The organism is Flavobacterium sp. B167r, from assembly GCF_056824315.1.
In genome coordinates this window covers 3,079,357-3,104,095 of sequence record NZ_CP124859.1, presented here as the reverse complement: position 1 = coordinate 3,104,095, position 24,739 = coordinate 3,079,357, and the positions used below count along the sequence as shown (strand labels likewise).

Annotated in this window: 20 protein-coding genes and 1 pseudogene; 11 read left to right on the top strand and 10 right to left on the bottom strand. The window is 37.8% G+C overall.

The genetic code is table 11. The features are described 5' to 3' along the window. From QLQ96_RS13915 to corA, 3 genes are all read right to left on the bottom strand, one after another. Nucleotides 1–1,185 (bottom strand): acetate/propionate family kinase, encoded by a 1,185-nt coding sequence (locus QLQ96_RS13915; protein WP_482491215.1) that lies wholly within the window; start codon nucleotides 1,183–1,185, stop codon nucleotides 1–3. Between the two features lie 95 nt (nucleotides 1,186–1,280). Next, nucleotides 1,281–3,374 carry a phosphate acetyltransferase gene (gene pta / locus QLQ96_RS13910; RefSeq protein WP_482491214.1) on the bottom strand — a complete coding sequence of 698 codons (2,094 nt, stop codon included), beginning with the start codon at nucleotides 3,372–3,374 and terminating at the stop codon, nucleotides 1,281–1,283. Between the two features lie 67 nt (nucleotides 3,375–3,441). Next, complete coding sequence (corA, locus tag QLQ96_RS13905; protein ID WP_482491213.1) at nucleotides 3,442–4,515, bottom strand: magnesium/cobalt transporter CorA; 1,074 nt, start codon at nucleotides 4,513–4,515, stop codon at nucleotides 3,442–3,444. Nucleotides 4,516–5,374: 859 nt separating this feature from the next. Between corA and QLQ96_RS13900 the strand changes: the two genes are divergently transcribed. Further along, nucleotides 5,375–5,665 (top strand): transposase, encoded by a 291-nt coding sequence (locus QLQ96_RS13900; protein WP_482491212.1) that lies wholly within the window; start codon nucleotides 5,375–5,377, stop codon nucleotides 5,663–5,665. Continuing rightward, entirely contained in the window at nucleotides 5,662–6,534 is an 873-nt protein-coding gene (locus tag QLQ96_RS13895; protein WP_482491211.1) for an IS3 family transposase, read from the top strand. The genes QLQ96_RS13900 and QLQ96_RS13895 overlap by 4 nt, the downstream gene beginning before the upstream one ends. Nucleotides 6,535–6,806: 272 nt before the next feature. On the opposite strand, the gene QLQ96_RS13890 is transcribed toward QLQ96_RS13895, so the two are convergent. Together QLQ96_RS13890 and QLQ96_RS13885 are read right to left on the bottom strand one after the other, a co-directional pair. Continuing rightward, nucleotides 6,807–8,225 (bottom strand): SDR family oxidoreductase, encoded by a 1,419-nt coding sequence (locus QLQ96_RS13890; protein ID WP_482491210.1) that lies wholly within the window; start codon nucleotides 8,223–8,225, stop codon nucleotides 6,807–6,809. A gap of 10 nt (nucleotides 8,226–8,235) precedes the next feature. Continuing rightward, complete coding sequence (locus QLQ96_RS13885; RefSeq protein WP_482491209.1) at nucleotides 8,236–8,919, bottom strand: SDR family NAD(P)-dependent oxidoreductase; 684 nt, start codon at nucleotides 8,917–8,919, stop codon at nucleotides 8,236–8,238. Between the two features lie 143 nt (nucleotides 8,920–9,062). Between QLQ96_RS13885 and QLQ96_RS13880 the strand changes: the two are divergent. Further along, a pseudogene (locus QLQ96_RS13880) lies at nucleotides 9,063–9,350 on the top strand (TIGR03643 family protein). 134 nt (nucleotides 9,351–9,484) lie between these two features. After that, entirely contained in the window at nucleotides 9,485–10,957 is a 1,473-nt protein-coding gene (locus QLQ96_RS13875; RefSeq protein WP_482496971.1) for a PAS domain-containing sensor histidine kinase, read from the top strand. Nucleotides 10,958–11,066: 109 nt separating this feature from the next. Here the strand turns inward: QLQ96_RS13875 and QLQ96_RS13870 are convergent, their stop codons facing one another. The 3 genes from QLQ96_RS13870 to QLQ96_RS13860 all read right to left on the bottom strand — a co-directional run bounded on the left by QLQ96_RS13870 (nucleotide 11,067) and on the right by QLQ96_RS13860 (nucleotide 14,064). After that, a complete protein-coding gene (locus QLQ96_RS13870; RefSeq protein WP_482491208.1) occupies nucleotides 11,067–11,519 on the bottom strand; it encodes a response regulator in 453 nt (150 codons plus the stop codon). Between the two features lie 134 nt (nucleotides 11,520–11,653). Continuing rightward, entirely contained in the window at nucleotides 11,654–12,211 is a 558-nt protein-coding gene (locus QLQ96_RS13865) for a DUF1254 domain-containing protein (protein ID WP_482491207.1), read from the bottom strand. A gap of 587 nt (nucleotides 12,212–12,798) precedes the next feature. After that, a complete protein-coding gene (locus tag QLQ96_RS13860) occupies nucleotides 12,799–14,064 on the bottom strand; it encodes an NRAMP family divalent metal transporter (RefSeq protein WP_482491206.1) in 1,266 nt (421 codons plus the stop codon). 744 nt (nucleotides 14,065–14,808) lie between these two features. Between QLQ96_RS13860 and QLQ96_RS13855 the strand changes: the two genes are divergently transcribed. Both QLQ96_RS13855 and QLQ96_RS13850 read left to right on the top strand, forming a co-directional pair. Further along, nucleotides 14,809–14,979 (top strand): hypothetical protein, encoded by a 171-nt coding sequence (locus QLQ96_RS13855; protein WP_482491205.1) that lies wholly within the window; start codon nucleotides 14,809–14,811, stop codon nucleotides 14,977–14,979. A 540-nt stretch (nucleotides 14,980–15,519) separates the two neighbouring features. Then, nucleotides 15,520–16,455: a 1-phosphofructokinase family hexose kinase gene (locus QLQ96_RS13850; protein ID WP_482491204.1), complete on the top strand. Its 936-nt coding sequence runs from the start codon at nucleotides 15,520–15,522 to the stop codon at nucleotides 16,453–16,455. 62 nt (nucleotides 16,456–16,517) lie between these two features. Here QLQ96_RS13850 and QLQ96_RS13845 read toward each other — a convergent pair whose 3' ends face one another. Next, nucleotides 16,518–16,958, bottom strand: coding sequence for a hypothetical protein (locus QLQ96_RS13845; protein ID WP_482491203.1), 441 nt, complete (start codon nucleotides 16,956–16,958; stop codon nucleotides 16,518–16,520). A 494-nt stretch (nucleotides 16,959–17,452) separates the two neighbouring features. On the opposite strand from QLQ96_RS13845, the gene QLQ96_RS13840 reads away from it, so the two are divergent. Together QLQ96_RS13840 and QLQ96_RS13835 are read left to right on the top strand one after the other, a co-directional pair. Beyond that, nucleotides 17,453–18,091 carry a PIG-L deacetylase family protein gene (locus tag QLQ96_RS13840; RefSeq protein WP_482491202.1) on the top strand — a complete coding sequence of 213 codons (639 nt, stop codon included), beginning with the start codon at nucleotides 17,453–17,455 and terminating at the stop codon, nucleotides 18,089–18,091. Between the two features lie 182 nt (nucleotides 18,092–18,273). Further along, the gene (locus QLQ96_RS13835; protein WP_482491201.1) at nucleotides 18,274–19,380 is read left to right on the top strand and encodes a glycoside hydrolase family 130 protein; all 1,107 of its coding nucleotides are present in this window, start codon (nucleotides 18,274–18,276) and stop codon (nucleotides 19,378–19,380) included. Between the two features lie 51 nt (nucleotides 19,381–19,431). On the opposite strand, the gene dinD is transcribed toward QLQ96_RS13835, so the two are convergent. Continuing rightward, complete coding sequence (dinD, locus tag QLQ96_RS13830; RefSeq protein ID WP_482491200.1) at nucleotides 19,432–20,304, bottom strand: DNA damage-inducible protein D; 873 nt, start codon at nucleotides 20,302–20,304, stop codon at nucleotides 19,432–19,434. A 289-nt stretch (nucleotides 20,305–20,593) separates the two neighbouring features. Here dinD and ppsA point away from each other — a divergent pair, with 289 nt between their 5' ends. The 3 genes from ppsA to QLQ96_RS13815 all read left to right on the top strand — a co-directional run bounded on the left by ppsA (nucleotide 20,594) and on the right by QLQ96_RS13815 (nucleotide 24,713). Next, nucleotides 20,594–22,981, top strand: coding sequence for a phosphoenolpyruvate synthase (gene ppsA, locus QLQ96_RS13825; RefSeq protein WP_482491199.1), 2,388 nt, complete (start codon nucleotides 20,594–20,596; stop codon nucleotides 22,979–22,981). A gap of 482 nt (nucleotides 22,982–23,463) precedes the next feature. Further along, nucleotides 23,464–23,994, top strand: coding sequence for a hypothetical protein (locus QLQ96_RS13820; protein WP_482491198.1), 531 nt, complete (start codon nucleotides 23,464–23,466; stop codon nucleotides 23,992–23,994). Between the two features lie 50 nt (nucleotides 23,995–24,044). Then, nucleotides 24,045–24,713 (top strand): BON domain-containing protein, encoded by a 669-nt coding sequence (locus QLQ96_RS13815; RefSeq protein WP_482491197.1) that lies wholly within the window; start codon nucleotides 24,045–24,047, stop codon nucleotides 24,711–24,713. Nucleotides 24,714–24,739: the final 26 nt, after the last annotated feature.

Below are 24,739 nucleotides of genomic sequence, written 5' to 3'. Positions count from 1 at the left end.
TTAATTTTCTAATAACTGATAAACCTGATTGGCAATTTCATATTCTTCATCCGTTGGAATAACCAAAACTTTTACGATAGAAGTTGCTTTATTGATTTCTCTCAATTCTTTTGAACGAATTTGATTTTTTTCTGCATCAATTTCGATTCCAAAATAATCCATATTAGTGCAAATTAAATTACGCATAAACGAAGAATTCTCTCCAATTCCGGCAGTAAAAACAATCGCATTCAATCCGTTTAAGGCTGCGGCGTAAGCACCAATTGTTTTTCTAATTCTATAAGCATTCATTTGCAAGGCCAGTTGGCAATCTTTGTTGCCTTTTTCTGCCTCTGATTCAATATCTCGCAAATCACTGTAACCCGTAAGCCCAAGCATACCACTTTGTTTTAGTAAAACTGCGTTTACTTCATCTGGAGTATATCCTAAGTTTTTAATCATATAAAAAACAACAGACTGGTCAATATCTCCAGCACGCGTTCCCATAATTAAACCATTTGAAGGCGAAAATCCCATTGAAGTATCAATACATTTTCCGTCTTTAATTGCGGCCATACTGCAGCCGTTTCCTAAGTGAATTGTAATTATTTTTGAATTGTCTTTTAAATAATCAATTGCTTTTTCAGAAACATATTTATGGCTCGTTCCGTGAAAACCGTAAACACGAACTTTGTTCTCAGTTAAAAGATAATTTGGAATAGCATATTTATAAGCTACTTCAGGCATTGTCTGATGAAAAGCAGTATCAAAAACAGCAATTTGTTCTGCTGAACTGAAAATTTCTTCTGCCACATTAATTCCTTCTAAATTTGCTGGATTATGCAAAGGAGCTAATTCAAAAAGCTGTTTGATTTTTTCTTTTACTTTATCATCAATTTTTACTGTAGCGCTAAAATCGCTTCCGCCATGTACCACGCGATGTCCAACAGCCGTAATCTCCGAAGTTGATTTAATTACTCCTTTTTCAGCATCTAAAAGCATATTCGCTACTTTCTGCAAGCCTACTTTATGATTCGGGATAGGAAGTGTTTCTTCGCGAGAAGCTGTTGCCGTTTTAAAAGTAATATTTGAAGTTTCTAAACCAATTCTATCAATCATTCCAGAACAAATTACTTCGTTTTCTGGCATTACCATTAATTGATATTTTATTGAAGAACTTCCTGAGTTTATAATTAGTATTTTCATTTTATTTATAAGGTGCTAAGATGCTAAGTTTCTAAGGTGCTGAGTTTTTTTCTACTCACAATCACCATTTTTTAATTCTAAATTTTTAATTGAATTTACATTCCCTGTGCTTGAATCGCTGTAATTACGACTGTATTAATAATATCATCAACTGTACAGCCGCGGCTTAAGTCGTTGACAGGTTTGTTTAAACCTTGCAACATTGGTCCGATTGCCAAAGCTCCAGTTTCTCTTTGAACGGCTTTGTACGTGTTATTTCCGGTATTCAAATCAGGGAAAATCAATACGCTTGCTTGCCCTGCCACTTCAGAATCTGGCATTTTGCTTTTTCCTACGCTTAAGTCAACCGCCGCATCGTACTGAATTGGTCCTTCGATTTTTAAATCTGGCCTTTTCTCTTTTACAATTGCCGTAGCTGCTCTTACTTTATCAACCTCATCTCCTTTTCCTGATGATCCAGAAGAATAAGAAAGCATCGCAATTTTTGGCTCGATACCGAAAGCTAAACTTGATTCTGCAGAAGAAATTGCAATTTCTGCCAATTGTTCAGCCGTTGGATTTGGATTAATGGCACAATCTCCAAAAACAGAAACTCTGTCCTCTAAACACATGAAAAATACAGAAGATACTACCGACGAATTTGGTTTTGTTTTAATGAATTGCAATGCTGGCAAAATTGTATGCTGAGTGGTATGCGCTGCGCCAGAAACCATTCCGTCTGCGTGGCCTTTGTAGACCATCATAGTTCCGAAATACGAAACATCTTCCATTAAATCTCTTGCCATTGTGATACTTACGTTTTTCGCTTTTCTAAGCTCATAATACGTATTCGCATAATCCTCATACATTTCAGATTCAATCGGATTGATGATGTTTACTTTAGAAAAATCAAAAGTAAGTCCAAGTTCGGCAGCTTTACTTTCAATTTGTTTTTTATCTCCAATAATAGAAATATCAACCACATCCATATCTAGCAATCTTGATGCTGCGGCAATAATTCTGTCATCATTTCCTTCTGGCAGCACAATATGTTTTCTGTGCTGTTTCGCTCTTTTAACCATGTTGTATTGAAACATTTTTGGCGTCATACCTTCAGCTACAAAAGTGATTACTCTTTGCGATAGTGCTTCGATTTCAACATATTTTTCAAAAGTATTAATCGATGTTTCTATTTTATGTGTATTGTTCGCGTAAATCTCCGATTTTATCGAACCAATTTTATTCGTAATATGATACGTTCCGCCATCAACAGCAATAATTGGCACAATTGGAGAAAGTCCTTCAATAAGCTTCAAAATACTTTCTTCCGGAACAATATTTCCGGTCAGGATAATTCCTGAAATAGTTGGGTAATTAGCGGATTCATTAGCTTGTAAAGCTCCTAAAATAATATCCGAACGGTCTCCTGGAGTAATTACTAAAGCATTGTCATGCAAATGAACTAGATAATTATGCAATTGCATCGCTCCAACGCTGTAATGTCCAATTTCGTTATTCAGATAATTTTCACCGAAAAGAACTTTAGCATTCAATTCGTGTACAATTTCTTGCATCGTCGGATTATTCAAACTTGAAATAAGCGGAATTGTATTTATCAAAACATTTGATGGCAAACTCTTTTGCAAACTAGTGGTAACTAATTCAATATTTTCTGGCTGAACTTTATTAGCAAAAACTGACAAAACTTCAACTTCTTTAATTTTGAAAGAATCGTAAACCAAATATAAACTGTCTAAAAGCTCTTCTAAGGTTTTACCAACTCCAGAACCAACAATTATAGTTGGAATACCAAGGTTTTTAGCGATTAAAACGTTCAAATCCAATTCGATTGAAGTTCCTTCTCCGGTAAAGCTTGTTCCTTCAACCAAAACGAAATCGAAACGTTCTTCGAGCTTTTTATATTTTTCAATAATTAAGTCGAGAACCTCTCCTATTTTTCCTTTATTCTTTTTCTTGATCAATTGGCTTTTTGTAATGGCATAAGCATCTTTAAATTGAATATCAAGGTTGAAATACGACAAAACAGTCTCGATATGATTGTCTACTTCGCCATCAACAAAATCTTCAATTATAGGTCTAAAATACCCTACTTTGGCTGTTTTACCAATCAAGATACTCATCAAACCGAGCGTGATAATTGATTTACCACTGTTATGGTCGCTAGTGGCTATATATATTGCTTTACTCATAATTATTTATATTTATTCTAAATAACAAATTTATATAAAATCACATTCTTTTAAAACAAAACAAACGTTAAAACCAACGTCGTTTTTTAAAATAAATGATTAGGGCTATTACCAATAAAAACATTACTCCCATGACTACAAAATAGCCGTTTTCCATTTTGAGTTCTGGCATGTTTTCAAAGTTCATTCCGTACACTCCTACAATAAAAGTAAGCGGAATAAATATCGCTGAAATGATGGTCAGCGTTTTCATAATTTCATTCATTTTTCGGCTTTGCTCCGAAAAATAAAAGTTGGAAGCGCTTTCTAGTGCGCTCATATCAGATTCTATCTGTTCTAAAAGCTCTAAACTCTTTTGATGCAATCTGATAAAGTAGTTGAATGTTTCTTTCTGAATTAATCCATTGTCATCGTCGTCATCTTTTTTCGTTTTCAGATAATAAAGAGAATCTCGAAGCGGAACAATGGAACGTTTTAGAAAATTTAAATTATCACGATGATTTTCTATTTTCTCTAAAATAACTGGTTTAGCATCTTTTTTAGTCAAATTGATTAAGTCTTCGATTTTATCTTCTTCATTTTCCAGCGTGATATAGAAATTTTCAATTACAGCGTCTAAAAGCAGATACAAGAGATAATCTACCTTTTTGGTTCTAACAATTCCTGCATGCGTACGCAAACGCTCACGAATGTGCGTAAAGAAGTCGCTTCGTTTTTCTTGAAAAGAAATTAAGATTCCATCTTTCAAAATAAAACTTAATTGTTCGACGCTAATATTATCTGAATATTCAGAAGGAAGAAGTGATTTTATATTAAAGAACAAAACATCTTGCTGTTCTTCTAGTTTGGTTCTTTTTGTGGTGTTTAAAATATCGGCAAGAAGAAAATCATCTAATTTAAAATGTGAGCCGATGGTTTTAATAAGATTGATATCATTAAGCCCATGAATATTGAGCCAATTGTTTTTAGTATAATCAAAACAAGAATTTAAAGCTAAGACTGTAAACTTATCGTATTCGACAACATCGGCATCATTATATACAAAAAGCTGCATTTCTGTTTCGTGATCTTTATGCGTGCCAGTGTACTCTAAAGTAATGTGTTGGAGTTTGCGTCCTTTCTTGTATTTAATCTTTCTCATTCATGAAAATTTACAATAGTAATATTACGAAAAAGAATCCGAACAGGAAATGACAATTATCAGTTTGTGGAAATCGTATAAGAAGACACAATGCAATGCATTTTTTAAATTATAGGCATAAAAAAAACCGAGCCATTTCTGACTCGGTTTTTATATTCAATAAAGAGTAAATTATTTTACTTCTTCAAAAATAACATTCCAAGTATATCAGTACTTCACAACGTCGTGGTACAAATATGGTACAAACCTGTTATTTTATTTTACAAAACAACATATTTCCATTCTGAAAGTTAATCATTTTAAACTTCATTATAGCAGGAATAGTTTCTTAATAAAACTAAGTTTTTTAATAAGAAAGTAATTCTCCCTGATCATTAAAAAGGAAACTGGAACTCCCATTTTTTTTATCTCTTCTTAAATCTTACCGTTATATTCATTATGCTCTATCAGCGCCGAAAATATTGATGAAATAGAAAGAATGCATCATTCCAAGCAAGGCCATAATAATATTTTTAATAGGTTAAATTGATCCTCGTAGGTTTCAATACTGCTCTCCCCACGGAAAGGCCGAAAAGGCGGAAAACTTAAAGTTTTCAATCTTTTCAAAAAGCCACAAAAAATGTCTGAAGACCTGCAAATTCAACGATTTGCAGGTTTTTTTCGTTTAAAGCCTATTTTCAATATTTATAAATCCTCACAAAATTATAGGTGCAGAATCGGTGCACTTTCCGGCGTGGAGTTGACACCTTATTTGCGACTAAAAGCTTAGGCAGTGTTTATCTGAAGCAGTAAAAAATGAGGATATATTGCCTAAAATTTCTGATAGGAAGCTAATTTTATTCCTGCAAATTTTAACAGCATGAAAAATACGAGGAGAACCTTTACTTTAAGCTTTAAGATTCTGGCCGCTTCCATGAGCATCCACTGCGGAAGAGTCTGTGACGTGGCAAGAGAACTCAACATCAGTACAAGTACCCTTCAGCACTGGAAGAAGCTTTACCAAGAAGGCAGATTTACCATAAAGAAAACTTCAGCTGAAATATCCCATAAAAATGAGCTGCAGAAGCTTCGGAAACAGATAAAAGAATTAGAAATTGAAAGGGATATCCTAAAAAAGGCTCAAAATATCTTCTCCAAGAGCGGCGGGTGAAATATGAATTCATCAGAGAAAATGCTGAAATATTTCCTGTCGAGAAGATGTGCCGGATTTTTCAGATCCACAAAAGCAGTTTCTTCCGATGGAGGAAAAGAACACCCACTGCAAAGTCTGTACGGAAAGCCCATATAATAAAAGAAATTATAAGAATTTACCACTGGAGCCAATGCCGATACGGAAGCCCTAGAATTGCTAAAGAATTAGATTCCATCGGGATAAAAGTTTCCAGAAAATTTGTCGGGCAGATTATGAAGGAAAACCATCTGAGAAGCATTGCAAAATCTAAATATAAAAAGACTACAAGCCCACACCGTAATAACAGATCAGCAGAAAACAGATTAGAACAGATTTTTAAGGCAGCCAGAAGAAACGAAATCTGGGTTTCTGATATAACCTACATCGAAACAGATGAAGGCTGGATCTATCTCACTGTGGTGATAGACCTTTTTGACCGTAAAGTGATCGGCTGGTCAATCAGCGAAACAATGAGAGCAAAAGATACCAGCATCACCTCTTTAACGAAAGCTCTTTTAAATCGTCCATTGCAGAACAATCAGGAACTACTCTTTCACTCAGACCAAGGAAAGCAATATGCCTGCCGTGAATTTATTGCTTTATTAGCCACAAATAAAATAACCCAAAGCATGAGCCGAAAGGGAAACTGCTATGATAACGCGGTAGCAGAAAGCTTCTTCAAGACATTAAAGGTAGAACTGGTATACCAAAATAAATATAAGACTAAAGAGAAAGCAGAAAAATCAATAACCGATTATATCGAGAATTTTTACAACACCTGCAGAAGACATTCTGCACTCGGAAACTTAACCATCGAAGAGTTTCAGAATCAGCAGGCAATTAAATAATCGCTTTTCTTATGATGCTAGAGTTAAACTGGCTGCACAATCGATGCATTTAGATTTAACTAGAACCGATAATACTGTATTAAAACAATTTGAAGGCTCAAGTTCGAAACATTACTAGAAGATAATACTCGAAACCCGGCGTACAATTATATGGAATCTAATCAGCAATTTTTTGTACAATTGTAGTTCCTCTTAAGTGGAAATTAACATCTAAAAAATCAAAAGACTTCATTACTAATTAGGTCTTTTGGAGTTTTATTCCAACCAAAATATTAGCGAATCAATTTGTTAATCATCCCATTAAAAATAAAACCGTGAAAAGGCAAAACCGAATACCAATATAATTTTCCCCATATTCCCTGAGGTCTAAAAGTGGCAGCTTGATACAAGGTATTGTGAATGATTTTAAACTCGAGCCAGGCTTCACCGGGTAATTTCATTTCGGCATATAAAATCAGTTTTCCTTGTTTTTTATCGGCGTAAACAACTCTCCAAAAATCTAAAACATCACCCGGAAAAATCGTTTTTTTATGCGTTCTTCCTCTTCTTACTCCTACTCCTCCAAAAATTTTATCCATAAAGCCGCGCATACTCCAAAGCCAGTCTGCATAATACCAGCCTGTTTCTCCGCCAATCGACCAGATTTTTTCAATTGTAAATTCCCGGTCTAAAATTTCTCTTTTTCTTCGGTCTATAAAACAGTCTTTTTTTGGAACTTTAAGATAATGTGCCAGATTTCCTTTAAATCTTCCGCTTATTAAAGAATCCTTCCAGCTCGAAACAATATCATCTTCATTTATTTTGATCAAAGCCCTGTCGAGCGCCTGTTTGTAGCTTATGGGTTTTACATTTAAAAGATTATTAATTCTGTTATCCTTGCAAACGACTTTTACTTTCATGCTGCTAACTAGTGCCGATGCCAGTTTAAAAGAAGTTGATGTAACAAAATAAAGCCAGTATGAGGATAATTTTGGTGTCATTACCGGAATTGTAAAAATATATCTTTTCAGTTTTTTTGCTTCTGCAAACTGAAGCAGCATTTCTTTGTAACTCAGTACATCTGGTCCGCCAATATCAAAACTGTGGTTATAGGTTACCGGATTCAGTAATGATTTGGTCAAAAATTCTAAAACATCTGTAATGGCAATCGGCTGGCATTTCGTATTGAGCCATTTAGGTGTAATCATTACAGGCAGTTTGTCAACCAAATCCCGAATTATTTCAAAAGAAGCACTTCCCGATCCTACGATTATTCCGGCTCTTAAAGTCGTAGAGGGAATTGTTCCTGCCATCAGAATATCTTCTACGGCTTTTCTGGAAGATAAATGTTTAGATAATGATTTGTCATTAACAATTCCGCTTAAATAGATGATTTGTTTTGCCGTTGTTTCATTCATTTTTTCGACAAAATAATTCGCAGAAATACTTTCGAGTTCATTGTAATTGGCTGCTGCGCCAGACATCGAATGGATTAAATAATAAGCCGCATCAATATCTAAAGGAATATTGGCGAGCGACTCCGGATTTAGAAAATCGACCTCGATAACCTGTACATTCTGTGCGATTGTTTCAGGAAAATAAAACCTGTTTTTATCTCTTACGCAACAAATAACATCATGCCCCTGATCGATGAGCAGCGGCAAAAGTCTTTTGCCGATATAACCTGTTGCACCTGTTAAAAGAATTTTCATGATTTTTTCTTTATAATTTAAAGCTTACCAATCCGTAATCCATTTCGAAAACCTGACCGGAAATGGATCCTGCATTTTCAGAAATCAGATAATTTGCCATGTGCGCGACTTCATCCGGCATTAGATAATTTTTCATAGGATGTTTTTCTGTCATGTTTTCCTTCATTCGATCATTTCGCAAAATCGATGCAGATAAAGAAGTTTCGGTAATCGTGGGCGCAATCGCGTTGATGCGCACAACACTTGCAAGTTCTGCACCAAGCGATTTCACAAGTCCTTCTACACCAGCTTTGGAAGTTGCTATACTGGCATGAAATGGCATTCCTAATTTTGCAGCAACGGTACTGAATAAAACAATAGAGGGCTTTTTTGCTTTTTTTAAAGCCGGCAAATACTTCTGAATAACCTTTACGGCTCCAATTACATTAATTTCAAAATCATTTCTAAAATCATCAATACTTAAATTTAAAATAGGTTTAAGATTAATCGATCCCGGACAATAAATTAAAGAATCTATAACATCAATATCCGGCAATTCATCCTGCAGCACATTCAAAGAAAAATGAACTAAATTAGGATGAGAAATTCCAGGACTGCTTCTGCTGATATTATATACATGATTATTTTTGAGCTGCTGCTGTATAATAGCGTTTCCTATTCCTTTGCTTCCTCCTATAATTAAAATTTTATTCATCTTTTAAATTTCATAATGATTATTTCGCTTAAAAAATTTGAGGTACTTTCTCTGTTAAAGATACAAAATTGTTTAACTATTTTTAAAAATAATTAAACAAAAAAATATTACTTTAATTATCTTAGCATTAAAATGAAGAGTTTATGAAAAAGGAAAAACCTAATTTCTCTGATATAGCACTAGATCGGATTATTGAAATGGCATGGGAAGACAGAACAACATTTGACGCCATAAAGTTTCAGTTTAATTTATCTGAAGCTGATGTAAAAGTTTTAATGAAAAATGAATTAAAGTTTAGTAGTTATAAATTATGGCGTAAACGTGTCGAAAACTGTAAAACAAAACATTCTGCAATGCGCACTTAGGGCATTAAACGTTTTAAGTGCAGTCTTCAGCGTTCCATTACCAATAATAAAATATCTAAAAAATAATCCATTAAGTATTGGAATTGTGAAAGTCTTTTGGATATTCGTATAAGCACATACTCAAAAATATAAATTAGATTCGCTTAATAAATAAACTGCCATGTACTATGATTTAAAGCTTTTAAAAGATATAGTGGACAATACTTCCCTTACCTATTGCAGTATATACAGGTCCAAGCCTGAAAATTGAACTTGCCAACCCTGCAATGATCCTAACCTGGGGTAAAGGACAAAGTGTAATAGGAAAAAATTATCTCGATATTCTTCCGGAAATTCAAAACCAGCAGATCTTTGATCAGGCACTTACGGTCCTTAAAACCGGAACTGCTTTTCACGCCAAGGACAAAAAAGTTGATCTGGTGATAAATGGCGAGATGAAATCACATTTTTTTAATTATAGTTTTCTACCCCTTGCAGATACAAGGGGCAATATTTACGGGGTCATGAATACCGGAGCAGATGTAACTGATCTGCATCAGGCCAAACAAGAGTTACAAAAATCAGATGAAAGGCTTAGGATGGCTATCGAATCGTCCGGTATGGGCACATACGAAATTGACCTTTCCACAAAAAAAATAGCAACCCGCGGAAATTTTAATTCCATCTGGCCAGTTGAAGATGAAATCGTCAATGAACAGCTTATTGCAAAACTTCATCCCGAAGATCAGGCTCTGCGAGAAAAAGCACATGAAGCTGCGCAAGTTACAGGTAAAATTTCCTATGAGGCCAGAATTGTAAACGATGACAGTTCTATTCGCTGGGTGAAAATTGATGGTAAAATCATCAAAGACGAAAATGAAAATCCTACCACTATTATCGGAATTATACAGGATATCCACGAGCAGAAACAATTTGAAGAAGAGTTAAAAAAACAGGTTGCGGAAAGTACAATGGAATTGCAAAGATCCAATGATGATCTGCTGCATTTTGCCAATGTTGTCAGTCATGATCTGAAGGAACCCGTCAGAAAAATAAAAACTTTCAACAGCCTTCTAAGAAATGAATCCAAAACCATCTTTAATGAAAATTCCATCATATACTTGAATAAAGTAGATCAGTCAGTGCAAATAATGCAGACCATTATAGAAGGTATTCTTGCTTATTCGACCTTGGATAAAAAAACACAGCCTGTTAAAAAAATAAATCTTGACGAGGTTATTCAAAATATAAAAACAGATCTGGAACTCATAATTAATGAAAAAGGGGCCATTCTGGTCATAAGTGAACTTGCCGATATTGAGGGGGCACCAATACTTATCCATCAGCTTTTTTATAACCTGATTCATAACGCCCTTAAATTTTCAAAAGCAGACCAGCCTCCACGCGTAGTAATAACTGCTGATGTTATAAATAATGAGGATGGGATTGAATTACTTGAAATAAAAATCAAGGATAATGGTATTGGTCTGGATCCTGTTTTTGCCGAGAAGATATTTAATGCATTTGAAAGACTGCATTCTAAAGACGAGTTTGAAGGAAACGGCCTTGGACTTGCCCTTTGCAGAAAAATAGCAAAAAGACATAATGGTGCAATCCGTGCAACTGGAGAAAAAAACAATGGTGCTGAATTTACAGTAACACTTCCTATTAGGCAGGCAGATTCTTATCTATAGGAAAGGGCTCAAAGGTCCGAAAATCCTGTAATGGACATATTAAGGCTAAAAAAATAATGTCATCGGTCTAATTTACACCTCGGTAATTTCAAAAAAATAAGATTAAATATTATATTATTCTAAATTTCCTGTCTTTGTTTTCAGACGAGCTCCAGTCCATTTTTAAAATTTCTTCAAGGAATGATTTGAGTATATCGAATCGGTTTGGTTTTACAGCATAAAACGAGGCCCCAAGTTCCTTGGCCTTTTCTATATTGGCAGGATCGCTGCTGGTTGAGAGTATTATAACGGGCACTTCTTTTAGATCTCCTTCATGTTTCCGTATCTCTTCCAGACAGTCTAAACCATTCTTTTTAGGCATATTTATATCAAGTAAAATAACTTCCGGAAGCGGATCGGATACCGTTTGAAGTATATCCATCATCTGCATTCCGTCCTCAGCCACTTTTACAAGTACAAAGGGGTCAACCTCAAGGATTGCTTCGGTTAAAATTGCTCTGTCATCCTCGTCATCATCAGCTATGTAGATATATCTCTTCGACATTTCGTTTTGCATCGCCATAAAATTATATTTTACTTAAAATATAAGACAATTTACAAATTTGCAATGTTTATATATAAAATATAAGCTTGTAAATCGACAAACGATCGAATAAAATCAGTGTAACAGTTATATATGTAAAAATAAAAAATATTTTAGGAAAAACCATGCAAAATATTACCTTTTACTCTTTTTAAACACCCGTTTATCAACATATCCTCTCCTTCCTTACCACCTAATCTGCCCCAAAGCCATACTTTTGGAGTTGTACTGATTATCACTTTGGTTACTCCCTGAGGTATTTTTCCTTTCCATCCCGGAGGTACAATGGCAAATTTCCCCGGTTTAGTTACCGTTGTTATTCTCCCTATATAACTTATAAGATTTTGATACATATCAAAAACATCAACAACATAATAACGGTCTTTGGTATCGGGCGTTATTAAAACCATTGGCTCTTTTAAATCTACCACAGTGCTCAAATAAAAAGTATCATTGTTTGCGGTTGCCAAATCTGCAGCTCCAGCTGTTGGAAGAGTTCGTGCCCAGCCAATCTGGTTTAAAGGCGCTCTGTAGCTGGTTGTAGGTTTTGGATTTGGAACCTTCACATATTCACGCATTGTTACTTCCATCCTTACTGGTGCATATCCCCATTGGTAAGCCAATATCCCAATTGTTTTGGCAGCGTAATAATCTCCGAGTTTAGGGTACATCAGTAACGGCAACTTCAATTACAGGATATTTCTTTGAGCTTATTTTCTTAAATAAACTGTTTATTTCTCCATTTCTCTGTTTTAGATTCTCTATCTCCTTTGGATCGCTAAGTTCCTTGCATCCAAATATTCCTATGCCAACTGCAGAAACCGGCAATAGGAGAATTGGCTTAATGAATGAAATAGTTATAACTAATTACCCTGTCCTGAAGTATTTTATCCCCTAGTTCAAAGCCATTAAATTTGGGCATATTAATATCGGAAATAATCATAAAGGATTTTTTTTTGCATCTAAGAGGTAGCCCTGCACCATGCAAGAATCTTAAAAAAAGACAATCAGGTTGGGATAATCAAGACTCTCGAAAATATCCCGAAGGAAATCCCTGTCGTCCTGATCGTCTTCTATCATCATGGGGTGCAATAATTTTACAAAATTTCTGTAGGACATGTCCCAGTGCTGACTGTCTTTTCTGATCAGGTAAATCCCCCCTTCTCCGCTTCTTCATTATTTGTGAAAATTGCACAGAGGAAAGATACCGTCCCCTATGTGTATACAGGATATTGCATATAAGAAAACAGCGGAAGCCTTAGTGCTGGCAAAACTGCATATAAACTAATGCCCCGGCGGCGGCTGTCATAATTATTAATGCCGCAAAACCGATACTGTTTGCAATCCATCCATTGACATTGCGTTTCATTATTTTTTTATTATTTGCTATGTGCAGGATCATGGCAATCAGCACAGGGGCAGTCAGACCGTAGAGAACAGCGGTATAAATCAATGACTCAATGGGAGTAATTCCAATATAGTTCAAAGATAAACCAAGAAGCAGTGAAACGGCTATTATAACGTAAAATGCTTTGGCTTCATGAAACTTTTTTCCAAGTCCCTGCTCCCAGCCGAATGTTTCGGTAATGATATAGGAAATCGAACCGCTCAGTACAGGAATTGCAATAAACCCAGTACCGATAACCCCTGCGGCAAAGAGAAGATAAGCCAGATTTCCTGCCAATGGTTTTAGCGCCAAGGCGGCCTGCTCCACGGTCTCAATCTGATTGATGCCGCCTTTAAACAAAACAGTGCCCGCCGTTAGAATAATAAAGTACATCACAAAACCTGAAACTGCCATTCCAAAATCGATATCCTTATTCATCTGACGGATTATTTTTTTGTTTACAATCAGGTGCCTTGCCGTGCGTTCTTCCACTTCCACCGATGCCTGCCAGAAGAAAAGATAAGGTGAAATAGTGGTGCCGAGTATCCCTACTATAATGGACAGAAACTTCCTATCGGGCTTAATGTCGGGAATAAACGTAGCTTTGAGGATTGCAGCAAAATCCTGCCTGTATAAAAACGGGACAATAAAATATACCAGCATCACAATGCAGAGGTACTTTAAGACCGAGGCAATTCTCTGATAAGGCAGATAGATTATCAGCCCTAAAAGAATTATTGTAAAGAGGACGCTGAAATAACCCGCATCAACAGCAGGAAACAATAAATTTCCCACAGCACCCATCGCTGCAATGTCTGCCCCTATGTTCATTATAATGGCAGGAAAGCTGAAAACCAGCATCAGGTACAATACAGCTCTGGGATAATGTTTTTTAAGGGTTCCCGTAAGGCCGTGCGTGGTAACCAGGCCTATTCTGGCGCACATCTGCTGGATTGCAGCCATCAGGGGAAATGCAATAAGGGCCGTCCATAATGTGGATAGCCCGTATGCAGCGCCTGCCTGTGTATAGGTAGCTATGCCTGAGGGGTCATCATCGCTCGCCCCGGTAACAAGTCCCGGCCCGAGTTTTTTCCAGCCCTCAACAAAAGCGGACCCTAATTTTTTATTTTTTTTCATTTTTTTAGTCGTCTTAAAATGGCCGGCAGAATTACAACTACCAAAAGTAAAAAGGCGGCCGCAATATTTATTTTTATGATTGCTTGAGAATAATCATCCTGATGTAAAAAAAAATATAGGTTTATCATTAAACAAAAAAGGCTGATCAATACGCCCGCTGTTTTTATTGTTCTATTTTTCATTGTTAAAATTTTAATATCGCTTTCTGGATTTATTTTTCACTTGGGGAAACTTAAATTAAACAGACCGGCTGGTCTGCCATTATAACTCTAAAAATGCCTATAATTTTGATATGCCGTTTTCTCCTGTTCCAAATCAGCGGATTTATTTGATAAAAAAAGGACTGATCCCCAATATTTTACATCCACTCAAAAACTATTTTAAGTAAAATTCAAACAATACAGTTTTAGAACCTATGACCCTTGTCACTATTTTTATTGATCGGGATCACGGCTTTACGCGCGGAAGAACTTATTGGTTGCTGATTTTTGGTGATTTCCAATCCAGGGTTTCACATTTTTGCTGACAGCCAAATAAAAACCCGAACTCAGCCATGAGACTTAGAAAGGCTGTATAAGTTTTATTCAGCTTTTGCCGTTATAACCAATTTATGCTTATTTATAAATTTTTAATTAATGATGACCATCATCAATAAAAGTAACAGACATCATTTGCGCTTTATAGAAAAATAAAGTACTTCGCATGATAAATCTTTAAAGAGACAGCGAAAATAAAAAAACAATTATGGCCATACTGCTGCTTGGCACCGGCATATGCAGCACGCTGCAGGCCCAGAAAGCTGAGGTGATGACAAGCACAAAAGAAGGCTGGCATAAAATTGGAAAAACCACGGTGAGTTTAAAAAAGGAAACCGATCAGGTTTTGGTAATGGCCGCAATAAATTTGCACAGTTAAATTTTAAGGTCAAGGAAACCCTTATTGAACTGGTAAGCGCAGAGCTGCACTACAGTAAAGGAGCCCCACATAAAATTACAGTCAACAATACTCTAGCGGCAAATGGAGAAAGCCAGCTTATCAAATTTGATTCAGCTGAACGCAGACTGAGTAAAATGACCTTTATCTGCAAGACACTGCCCAACGGCAAGCATGAAAGAGCGCATATGGAAATCTGGGGATACAAAAAGAAAAAATAGAAACCTGCAGCTCCATGGGTTAATTTTGATCCGGCCCTTTTATTCCCGGCTGCAGAAAAATACTAGAAGTGATTTATGATATCAGATAAAACAGCTGATTTTTATTACATCATGCAGTAAGTCGTTACAATCATAGCAAAATGTGCAGGCGGTAATCCTTTATTGCAAAGAGCTGCAGTAACTCTGATAAGTCAAATTACTAAAATAGGAGAACTAAAGCAATACAGCAGGAGATGAATGCTGATTTCCAGCAGGCAGCTGCTGGCAAAAGTATATTATTAACATTTTTTTTCTTAAAATTATGACGTCCAGAATAATCACCATCACCTTCAGTCCCTGTATTGACAAAAGTGCTGAGGTTGAAAACTTAGTGCCTGAAAAGAAACTCCAATGCAGCAATCTAAAATCAGAACCTGGCGGGGGCGGCATTAATATTGCCCGGGTGCTGAACAAATTCGGAATAGAGGCTCTGGCAGTTTTCCCATCCGGCGGCTGTAATGGAAAAATTTTCAACACCCTGCTGGAAAAGCAAAACGTGCCTTCGATGATCATCGAGGCCCGGCATGAAACCAGGGAAAATCTTGTAATAGACGAGCAATCTACAGGCCGGCAATTCCGGTTCAGCATGCCTGCTTCTGAACTCTCAGAAAAAGAATGCAGAGCGTGCCTTAAGGCCGTAGAAAATATAAAGGATATCGATTATATTATAGCCAGCGGCAGTCTGCCCGCAACTATTTCCGCCACTGTACTTATACGTCTGGCAGCACTATCCCAGAAAAAAGGTGCTAAATTCATTGTTGACACATCAGGCCCTGCGTTAAAAAATGTTTTAAAAAACGAACTCTTTATGATAAAGCCAAACCTTACAGAGCTGGCTTATTTATCAAACAGAAAAACAATACCGGCTTCACAGGCAGAAAAGGCCGCTAAAAAAATTTTAGCACTGGGCCGTTGTGAGATAATCGTTGTATCACTTGGGTCAAAAGGAGCTGTTCTGGTAACCAGAAACCAGTCTTTTAGAGTTATGCCCCCGAAGGTTTTAGTAAAAAGCTCCGTAGGGGCTGGAGACAGTATGGTTGCAGGGATGGTATATGCCCTTGCAAAAGGAAACAGCCTTGAGAAATCACTCTGCTTTGCAGTGGCCTGCGGAACGGCTGCCGCAATGAATAAAGGAACAGCACTATGCGGCAAAAAAGATGCAGAAACAATTTTTAAAATTATCAAAAACAACGTGTAATCTATATATTTTTAGCCTAAAGCAAAAATAACAATAAGAATTGCAGTGACAATGCTTCTTTACTATCTTAACTGTCTTAATGCATCTTCCAGTTTATATTTTTCTCTGACATAGTCTTCTTCCAATGAGTCAATGGTATACTGCAGGGATGGGTCATAATGTTTAATGCCAGCTGCAAATTCTTTAGTAAATTTCACTTTTTTCTTCAATAGGTCAAGCCGCAGCTGGGCTTCTTCTATGCAGGTATTGATATACTCGCGCTCATCCTGCGGATGAAATTCAACCTGCTCTCTGCGCTGATCAATAAGCAGCTGTGCGTCTTTAATTATACTGTCAGATTCTCTATTCAATGAGAACCACTTTCTAAGCAGATTATCATTGATGCCTGAGATTTCAGCTGAATCTATCTCTATTTCATTTTCGTTTGGATCTGTCCAATCTTTTTTTTGGCAGCAGTACATCAGCAATGCAATGACAGCCAGCATGCAGAATTTTGTTTTCATCTTTTTACTTGTTTAATTTTCCCAGTGAAGTATCAGCTCATAATCTTTAGTAATTAAAAAATTAATCTTATCTAAATATTTTGAATATTAAGCCTTAAAAAAACAGGAAACTGCCCTGATATTGTGTACTAACTCTTCTTTTATAATCCTTAAACTGGAACAAGGGAAATATCAGCACTTTTGACCCTTACAGTACTGTAAAATTGAAGAAAGAATATTGAAAAACAAATGATTGCTATCAGTCTCAAAAATGATGTAAATCATTGTTTTTATTAAAGTATTTTAAAACAACGGTATAGGATCTCTCCTGAAATTGGGTTTCGAAACTTTGCGTGGCCGCCTTTTATATTTTTTTCATCTCATCAATTATACGCTCCAAAACTTTATTTCATATCCAAGTGATTATGATCACGGTTTTAAATGATACCTGTCATTATTGTTTTTCTTATTTATAACGATCTTGCATTACAAGATTAAGTACTGATAAAGCATCCATGGAAAACAGGATAATGAAGGTTTTGGTAATAGTTGCCCACCCTGATGATGAAACATTATGGGCTGGAGGATTATTGGCTGAAAATCGAGACTGGGACTGCTTAATTATATCTCTCTGCAGAGCTTCTGACACGGACAGGGCTGCTAAATTTCATAATGCAGTTTATGCATTAGAAAGTAAAGGCACCATGGCGGATCTCGACGATGGGCCACAGCAGGAGCCCCAGCCGCAAGAATTAATCCAGCAGATCCTGCTTAAAGCAATAGCCTCCAATACACACTTTGACCTTATCATAACCCACAGCCCTCTGGGGGAATATACCAGACACCTGCGTCATGAGGAAATCGGTGCTGCGGTTATAGAGCTCTGGAATTGTGATAAAATATCCTGCAGCCAGCTGCTGCTGTTTGCCTATACTGATGGCGGCGGAACATATTATCCAAGAGCTATTGAGCAGGCAGATATGTATAATGTACTTTCTGAGAGCACCTGGAATAAAAAATACGAAATTATCAGCAGTATATATGGCTTTTCTTCGGACACCTGGGAAGCCAGAACCACGCCAAAGGCAGAAGCTTTTTGGAGACTCAAAGACAAGCAGGACGCTGGTCTATGGCTAAAAAAAACAAAGGCATAAGAGCAAGAGCTGAACATTAAAAGATAATTTACCTCATTAAATTAATCTAAGCTGCAACATTATTTTTAAGAATTATACTGCTCTCTGACAGGCACTGCCCGGACACTATTAGAAAATACAGCTGATACTTACAGCAGAAAAGCCTATAAAAACTATCAGAATGAATGTAAAAAAAATCACCTATGATAACAGTAATAAAACAGGGCATTATTCTTGAAAGAACGGAAAACTATTTTGAGAATCAAGGGGTTTCCAACCCGGCGGTATTTCAGCAGGGAGAAACTCTACATATGCTTTACCGCGCCATTCAGACAGGCAATTATTCCTCTATAGGCTACTGCCGCCTCCAGGGGCCTTTACAAGTTGTCAAAAGAAACTGCGTGCCTCTGCTAAAACCCGGCACCATAGAGGAATCGCACGGCATAGAAGACCCTCGTATTGTCAATATCGGCAGGTTGTATTATCTGACCTTCACTTCCTATAATGGAATTACTGCACTGGGAAGTCTTTCAACATCCAACGATCTTGTTCACTTCCATAGAAAAGGTATCATCGTTCCCAAAATTAGTTTCCATACCTTTAAGCTGCTTGCAGCATCCCGGGGCGGCCTGAATGCCAAATACGAGTACTATCATAACAGCAGGCCCGGGAGCACATCTTTTGAAAAAATGCCGATATGGGATAAGGATGTGGTATTTTTTCCAAGAAAAATTAATAACAGATTTTATTTCCTGCATCGCATAAGACCGGACATCCAAATCGTGTCGGTATCCTCCATCGGGGAACTCACCAGGAAATTCTGGAGGAACTATCTTTTGAATTTCGATAGAAATATCCTAATGCGTCCAAAGTTTGCCCATGAGATCAGCTATATTGGTGCTGGGGCCCCGCCTATTGAAACTAAAGAAGGGTGGCTTCTGATCTACCATGGGGTAAGCACCAGCGGTAAAGGCTATATTTATTGCGCCTGCGCTGCGCTGCTCGATCTTGGTGATCCTTTCAGGGAAATTGCACGCCTGCCTTATGCTCTTATTACCCCGGATCTGGATCACGAATTAAAAGGAACGGTCAACAATGTGGTCTTCCCAACGGGGACTTCCCTATTCGGAGACAAGTTATATATCTATTACGGGGCAGCTGACAGCTGTATTGCCTGTGCTTCTGTAAGCTTAAATGAGCTGCTTGAAGAACTCTTACGCCATAAGGGCAGCAGTATTGAGGAATCCCTGATTTTCACTAAACCAAAGGGAACAGACCAAAGCAGCCGTATCGAGTATACATCAATTTAAATTCTGTCTCAAAGGGGATGACTGAAGGGGCACCATCAAAAGCAGACCGGTTTACTTTTTACCTGATCGTCCCTCTTTTTTTACTGTTTTTACTGAAGTTTGTTCTTTGTCTGCCTGGTCCATAATGTCCTCCACAACCGGGAGGGTCTCAGGCAATGCAATTCCTGTATCCTCCATTGCATTGCGTACTTTTAATCCCACAGCAAAATGGATGCTGTTGGCATCCACGATACTATGCACCTGATCGCTGTTGAGTTTCTCCGCTGTTTGTGTCACACGAAATAAATTAGCTGCCAATTCACTGCTGTCCATATGATCCAGTACATTCTGGTCCGCATCAAGATGCCTGAGCTCCCGCAGTGCTTTTACATCCAGACCGCCATAAAGCCCCCTGTAGCCGTGGTTTTGAAAAAACGCAAAATCCTCAGGTTTTGTAATACCAGCTTTTCGGGCTGCTCCGGCCAGCTGAACATTGCGTTTAGCAAGTTCCCCGCGAAGAAAATATCTTCGCTGCCTTACTATTTTTAAATTATTCTGTTTCTGAAGCCCGCTGAGTTCTCCCAAACGTGCCTGCACGGCAAAATAGGCTTGTGCTAAAGCGACAGGTTTTAAATCTGGATCGCCATTTTGGATAGTGAGATAACAGCCGTAACGTGATAATTTTACATCGCCGCTGCCGCTATGCCCTTTAGGGGAGGCTGATCCGAAAAATGCAGCCTGCTTAAAATGTGTTTCTATGTTTTGGCCGGCGTTACCGCATGCGGTCATGGCTTTCTGCACTGCTAAAAAAAACAGGTTATAATCATCGTAGCCAAGTTCCTTGGCCAGTTCTCTGGCACTCCAGTATTCATTGCCGGATGTATCGGTTTTTCGCAGTTTCTCAAAGACTGTTACGTTCTGCTTCTGCGATTTCTTAGTTTTCATTGTTCACTTATTTAAAATTACCCCGCCCAAATAATTAAAAAACTGTATTGCAAAAAAAAAATACAGATAAGCTATTTTATATTCAGCCTGCGGTACCGCTTTAATTGATAGCTCACTGCAAATTTCAGCTAAAAGCTGAATTTATAAAATGACGAAGATCACTTTAAACCAGACCGTAAACTGAAAATAAATCTTATCCCATGACGGCTGTCATTTCTGGCAGATAACAGCCGTACTACTTTTACTGTAAAAGAAAAGCCAGCTCTAATACAGCTTTAAAGCCATTAAAATGAAAAAGTACATCTTAAAATTTAGCCAGATCGGAATTAATGATATCAATAAAGTAGGAGGCAAAAATGCTTCGCTGGGTGAAATGTATAACAACCTTGTCCCCAAAGGAATTCAGGTTCCTAATGGTTTTGCCATAACCACAAACGCTTACAAAGATTTTATAAAATATAATGGCCTGAGCCCTGCATTGGATGGGCTGATGCGAATATTGGACAAAAAAGACTTTACAAACTTACAGGAAATTGGCCTGAGGGCCAGAAAACTGCTGCTTGATGCAAAATTCCCGCTGGCTCTTCAGACTGCTGTTTCATCGGCTTATAGTGCCTTATCCGATGGCAGAGAACTTGCTGTAGCGGTAAGAAGCAGCGCCACTGCGGAAGATCTTGCCAATGCCAGTTTTGCAGGACAGCACGATTCTTTTCTAAATATTAAAGGCACAATGCCGCTTATTTATGCCGTTAAATGCTGTTTTGCCTCGCTCTATACTGACAGGGCAATCAAGTACAGAGAAGATAAAGGTTTTGATCATGCCGCCGTATTTCTTTCAGTGGGCATCCAGCAGATGATCCGATCCGATATTGGATGCTCCGGGATAGGATTTACCCTTGAGCCGGAATCAGGATTTCGCGATCTGGTGCATATAGCCGGCACCCGGGGTTTAGGCGAAACCATTGTTCAGGGTACTGTAACGCCCGATGAGTTCCTTGTGTTTAAGACGGCTCTTAAAAATAATAAAAAAGCAATACTACAGAAAAACCTCGGCAGTAAAAGCAAAATGCTGATTTACAGCGACAATCCAACCGGCACAAATACCACGGTGCTGAAAATAACCCCTAGAAGCTGGAGCAGCCAGTTTGTACTGGAAGATCCCGAAATTGAAAAACTCGCCAGATGGGCGCTTATCATAGAGGATCATTATCAAAGACCAATGGATTTTGAATGGGCCAAAGACGGTATGGATGGAACGCTTTATATCATTCAGGCAAGGCCCGAAACTGTTCATTCAGCAGTTAAACCATTATCTATTACTTCTTATAAACTGGAAAAAAAAGGAATCATACTTACCCAGGGCGAGGCCATAGGAAATAGAATAATCTGCGGTTATGCAAGAATACTGCTGTCTGCTAAAGACACTCAGGCACTCCAAAAAGGGGAAATACTTATAACCAGTTCTACCAGTCCGGATTGGGACCCAATACTTAAAAAAGTAGCGGGGATCATTACCGATAAAGGGGGAAGAACAAGTCATGCTTCCATAGTGGCACGCGAACTTGGCACGCCCGCTGTAGTAGGAACCGGCAATGCCACCCAGGTTATTAAAGACGGCGACCTGATTACCATCAGCTGCGCTGAGGGAAAAACAGGGTATGTCTATAAAGATAAAATGGAATATCTGGAGACAACAACAGCACTGGATCAGCTGCCCCTGCCAGGACATCCAAAAGTGCAGCTGATTGTTTCGGAACCTGAAAGGGCTTTTCAATTATCCTTCTACCCCAATGACGGCATTGGACTGCTGCGCCTTGAGTTTATTATTACGCACAATGTGAAAATACACCCTATGGCACTCATACATCCTGAAAGAATTACCGATGATGCCCAAAGCGCACTTATGAACAATCTTACGCAGAATTACAGCAGTAAACCAGACTACCTGATTGAAAAGCTCTCGCAGGGTGTTGCAGTAATTGCAGCCGCCTTTTATCCCAAAGAGGTTATTGTACGAATGAGCGATTTTAAAAGCAATGAATATTGCGGACTTCTCGGCGGCTCTTTTTTTGAACCCCAGGAAGAAAATCCGATGCTTGGCTTCAGGGGTGCCTCACGCTATTACCATGAAAACTATCGTGAGGGATTTAGACTGGAATGTGAGGCAATGCGGGTAGTGCGCGAAGAAATGGGACTTACCAATGTAAAACTCATGATTCCCTTCTGCCGTACACCTGAAGAGGGTAAAAAAGTAATCGCCATAATGAAAAAATATGGTTTAAAGCAGCACAGCAACGGTCTGGAAATATACGTAATGGCAGAAATCCCTTCCAATGTGCTGCTTGCCGGGGAATTCGGAAAAATCTTTGATGGTTTCTCCATAGGATCAAATGATCTTACCCAGCTTACATTAGGCATTGATCGTGACTCGGCCTTAATTGCTGATCTTTTCGACGAACAGAATGCCGCTTCTAAACAGCTTATTTTTCAAATGATACAAAGCGCTAACAAAATGAATAAGAAAATCGGGCTGTGCGGGCAGGCACCCAGTGATTCAGCAGACTTTACAAAATTTTTAGTAGCGGCAGGAATCAGCAGCATCTCATTTAATTCTGACGCTTTAATAAACGGCATTAAAAATATCAACGCGGCAAAACAAGAAATACAGCAACAATAAAAAAGAAATTTATCCCGTGTGCATGAGTAAAATTATTGTCAACAAAGAATGCTGTGCCCCCTTCTTTACATTAATTCACTCCCGCAAGGAACATTAAAAAAACACCTGCTGTAAATATTATATAAAGTTGATTTAAGGAAACCTAAAAAAAACATTATAATGATGAAGATCAAACCGTTAAATGATTATCATCATTCCCAATATCACTGCTCCATACTAATTTTGATTAAACAATTAAATGATGTTTAACCTAAAAAAACAATGATCTAAACGCTGTTAATATTAGAATTATTAACAAAAGGACCTAATAAAACAGAGGGTCTGCTGTCCGGATCAGACAAATCAAAACCCGACGGCATAAGTTAAAAGTAAGCTGACTGCGGCATCAATACACATCTCTTCTGAATTTACATACGCGGCTGATTTTCATCTGCAAAGCATCTACGCTGCCCAATATTATAACAACTGTTAAATCTAAAACCATGAAAGATAAAAAATTATTAATAGCGCATTATAAGACACAGCAGGAAACCGAACAAGCAATTAAGAAACTTAGGCAAAACGGTTACGATATCACAAAGCTATGCGTTATTGGGACGGACTGCTACACCGAGCAAAACGTGTTGGGATATCATAATCTCTATGATAAAATGGAAAAATGGAGCGTCCTTGGTTTATTTGCTATTGCCTTCGCCGGACTGCTCTTCGGTTCGTTCTTCTATTTCAGCATAGGCATGAGTATTCCCTATTTTAGAATTTCCATAATATATGTATGCGGGGCAATACTTTTAGCAGCTGCCATACCACTAGTCAGCCTTGCGCTTTCGAGGGAGCCGACAATTAAGTACAGAACACAAATAAAGGCCCTGAAATTCATGCTGTTCACTAATGAGTCTGCGGCTCAGATAGAAAAAATGAGAAGCATACTCAAAATACATGTTCCCAAAGAAAATTCAACAGCCGAAAAAGAAAATCAATTGCTGCTGGAAAATGATAGGTTTCACCCAAATTAAAAAAACATATTGAGATCCGGCCATTTTTTAATTAATTAAATAAAAGTATTATGAAAACAAATGAAGATTTACAGAGAGATGTGCAAAATGCCATCAAATGGGAACCAACGCTTCATGCTGCAGAAATTGGCGTAACAGCCAAAGACGGGGTCGTGACCCTGCTTGGCACAGTAAATGGATATTTTAAAAAAATCGACGCAGAGAATGCAGCCAAAAGTGTGGAGGGCGTAAAGGCAGTAGTGGAAGAGATTGAAGTTAGATATTCCAACAGCAGCAAATCAGATGAAGACCTTGCAAATGATGCATTAAAAGCCCTGATTGACACCTGGAATGTTCCCGATGATAAAATTCAGCTGAAAGTTGAAAAAGGATGGATTACACTTGAAGGCCAGGTTACCTGGAACTACCAAAAAGAAGCTGCTGCCAAAGCCATGATCCATCTTACAGGTGTCAAAGGTGTCAACAATCACATAAAAATTAAAGCTGAGGTACAAAATGAACTTGAGAAAAAAAATATCGAAAGAGCTTTGGACAGCAACTGGACACTGCATTCTGAAAATATTCACGTTAAGGCAGACGGAACCAGAGTGACCCTGACGGGATCCGTTTCCTCATTGTACCAAAAAGATTTAGCTGAAAAGATAGCCTGGAAAACCCCTGGTATATGGTCTGTCGAGAACGAGCTCGCTATTGAGCATAAATATGTGGCCCTGCCATAGCAGAAAAAGAAAAGGGAGATAAAACG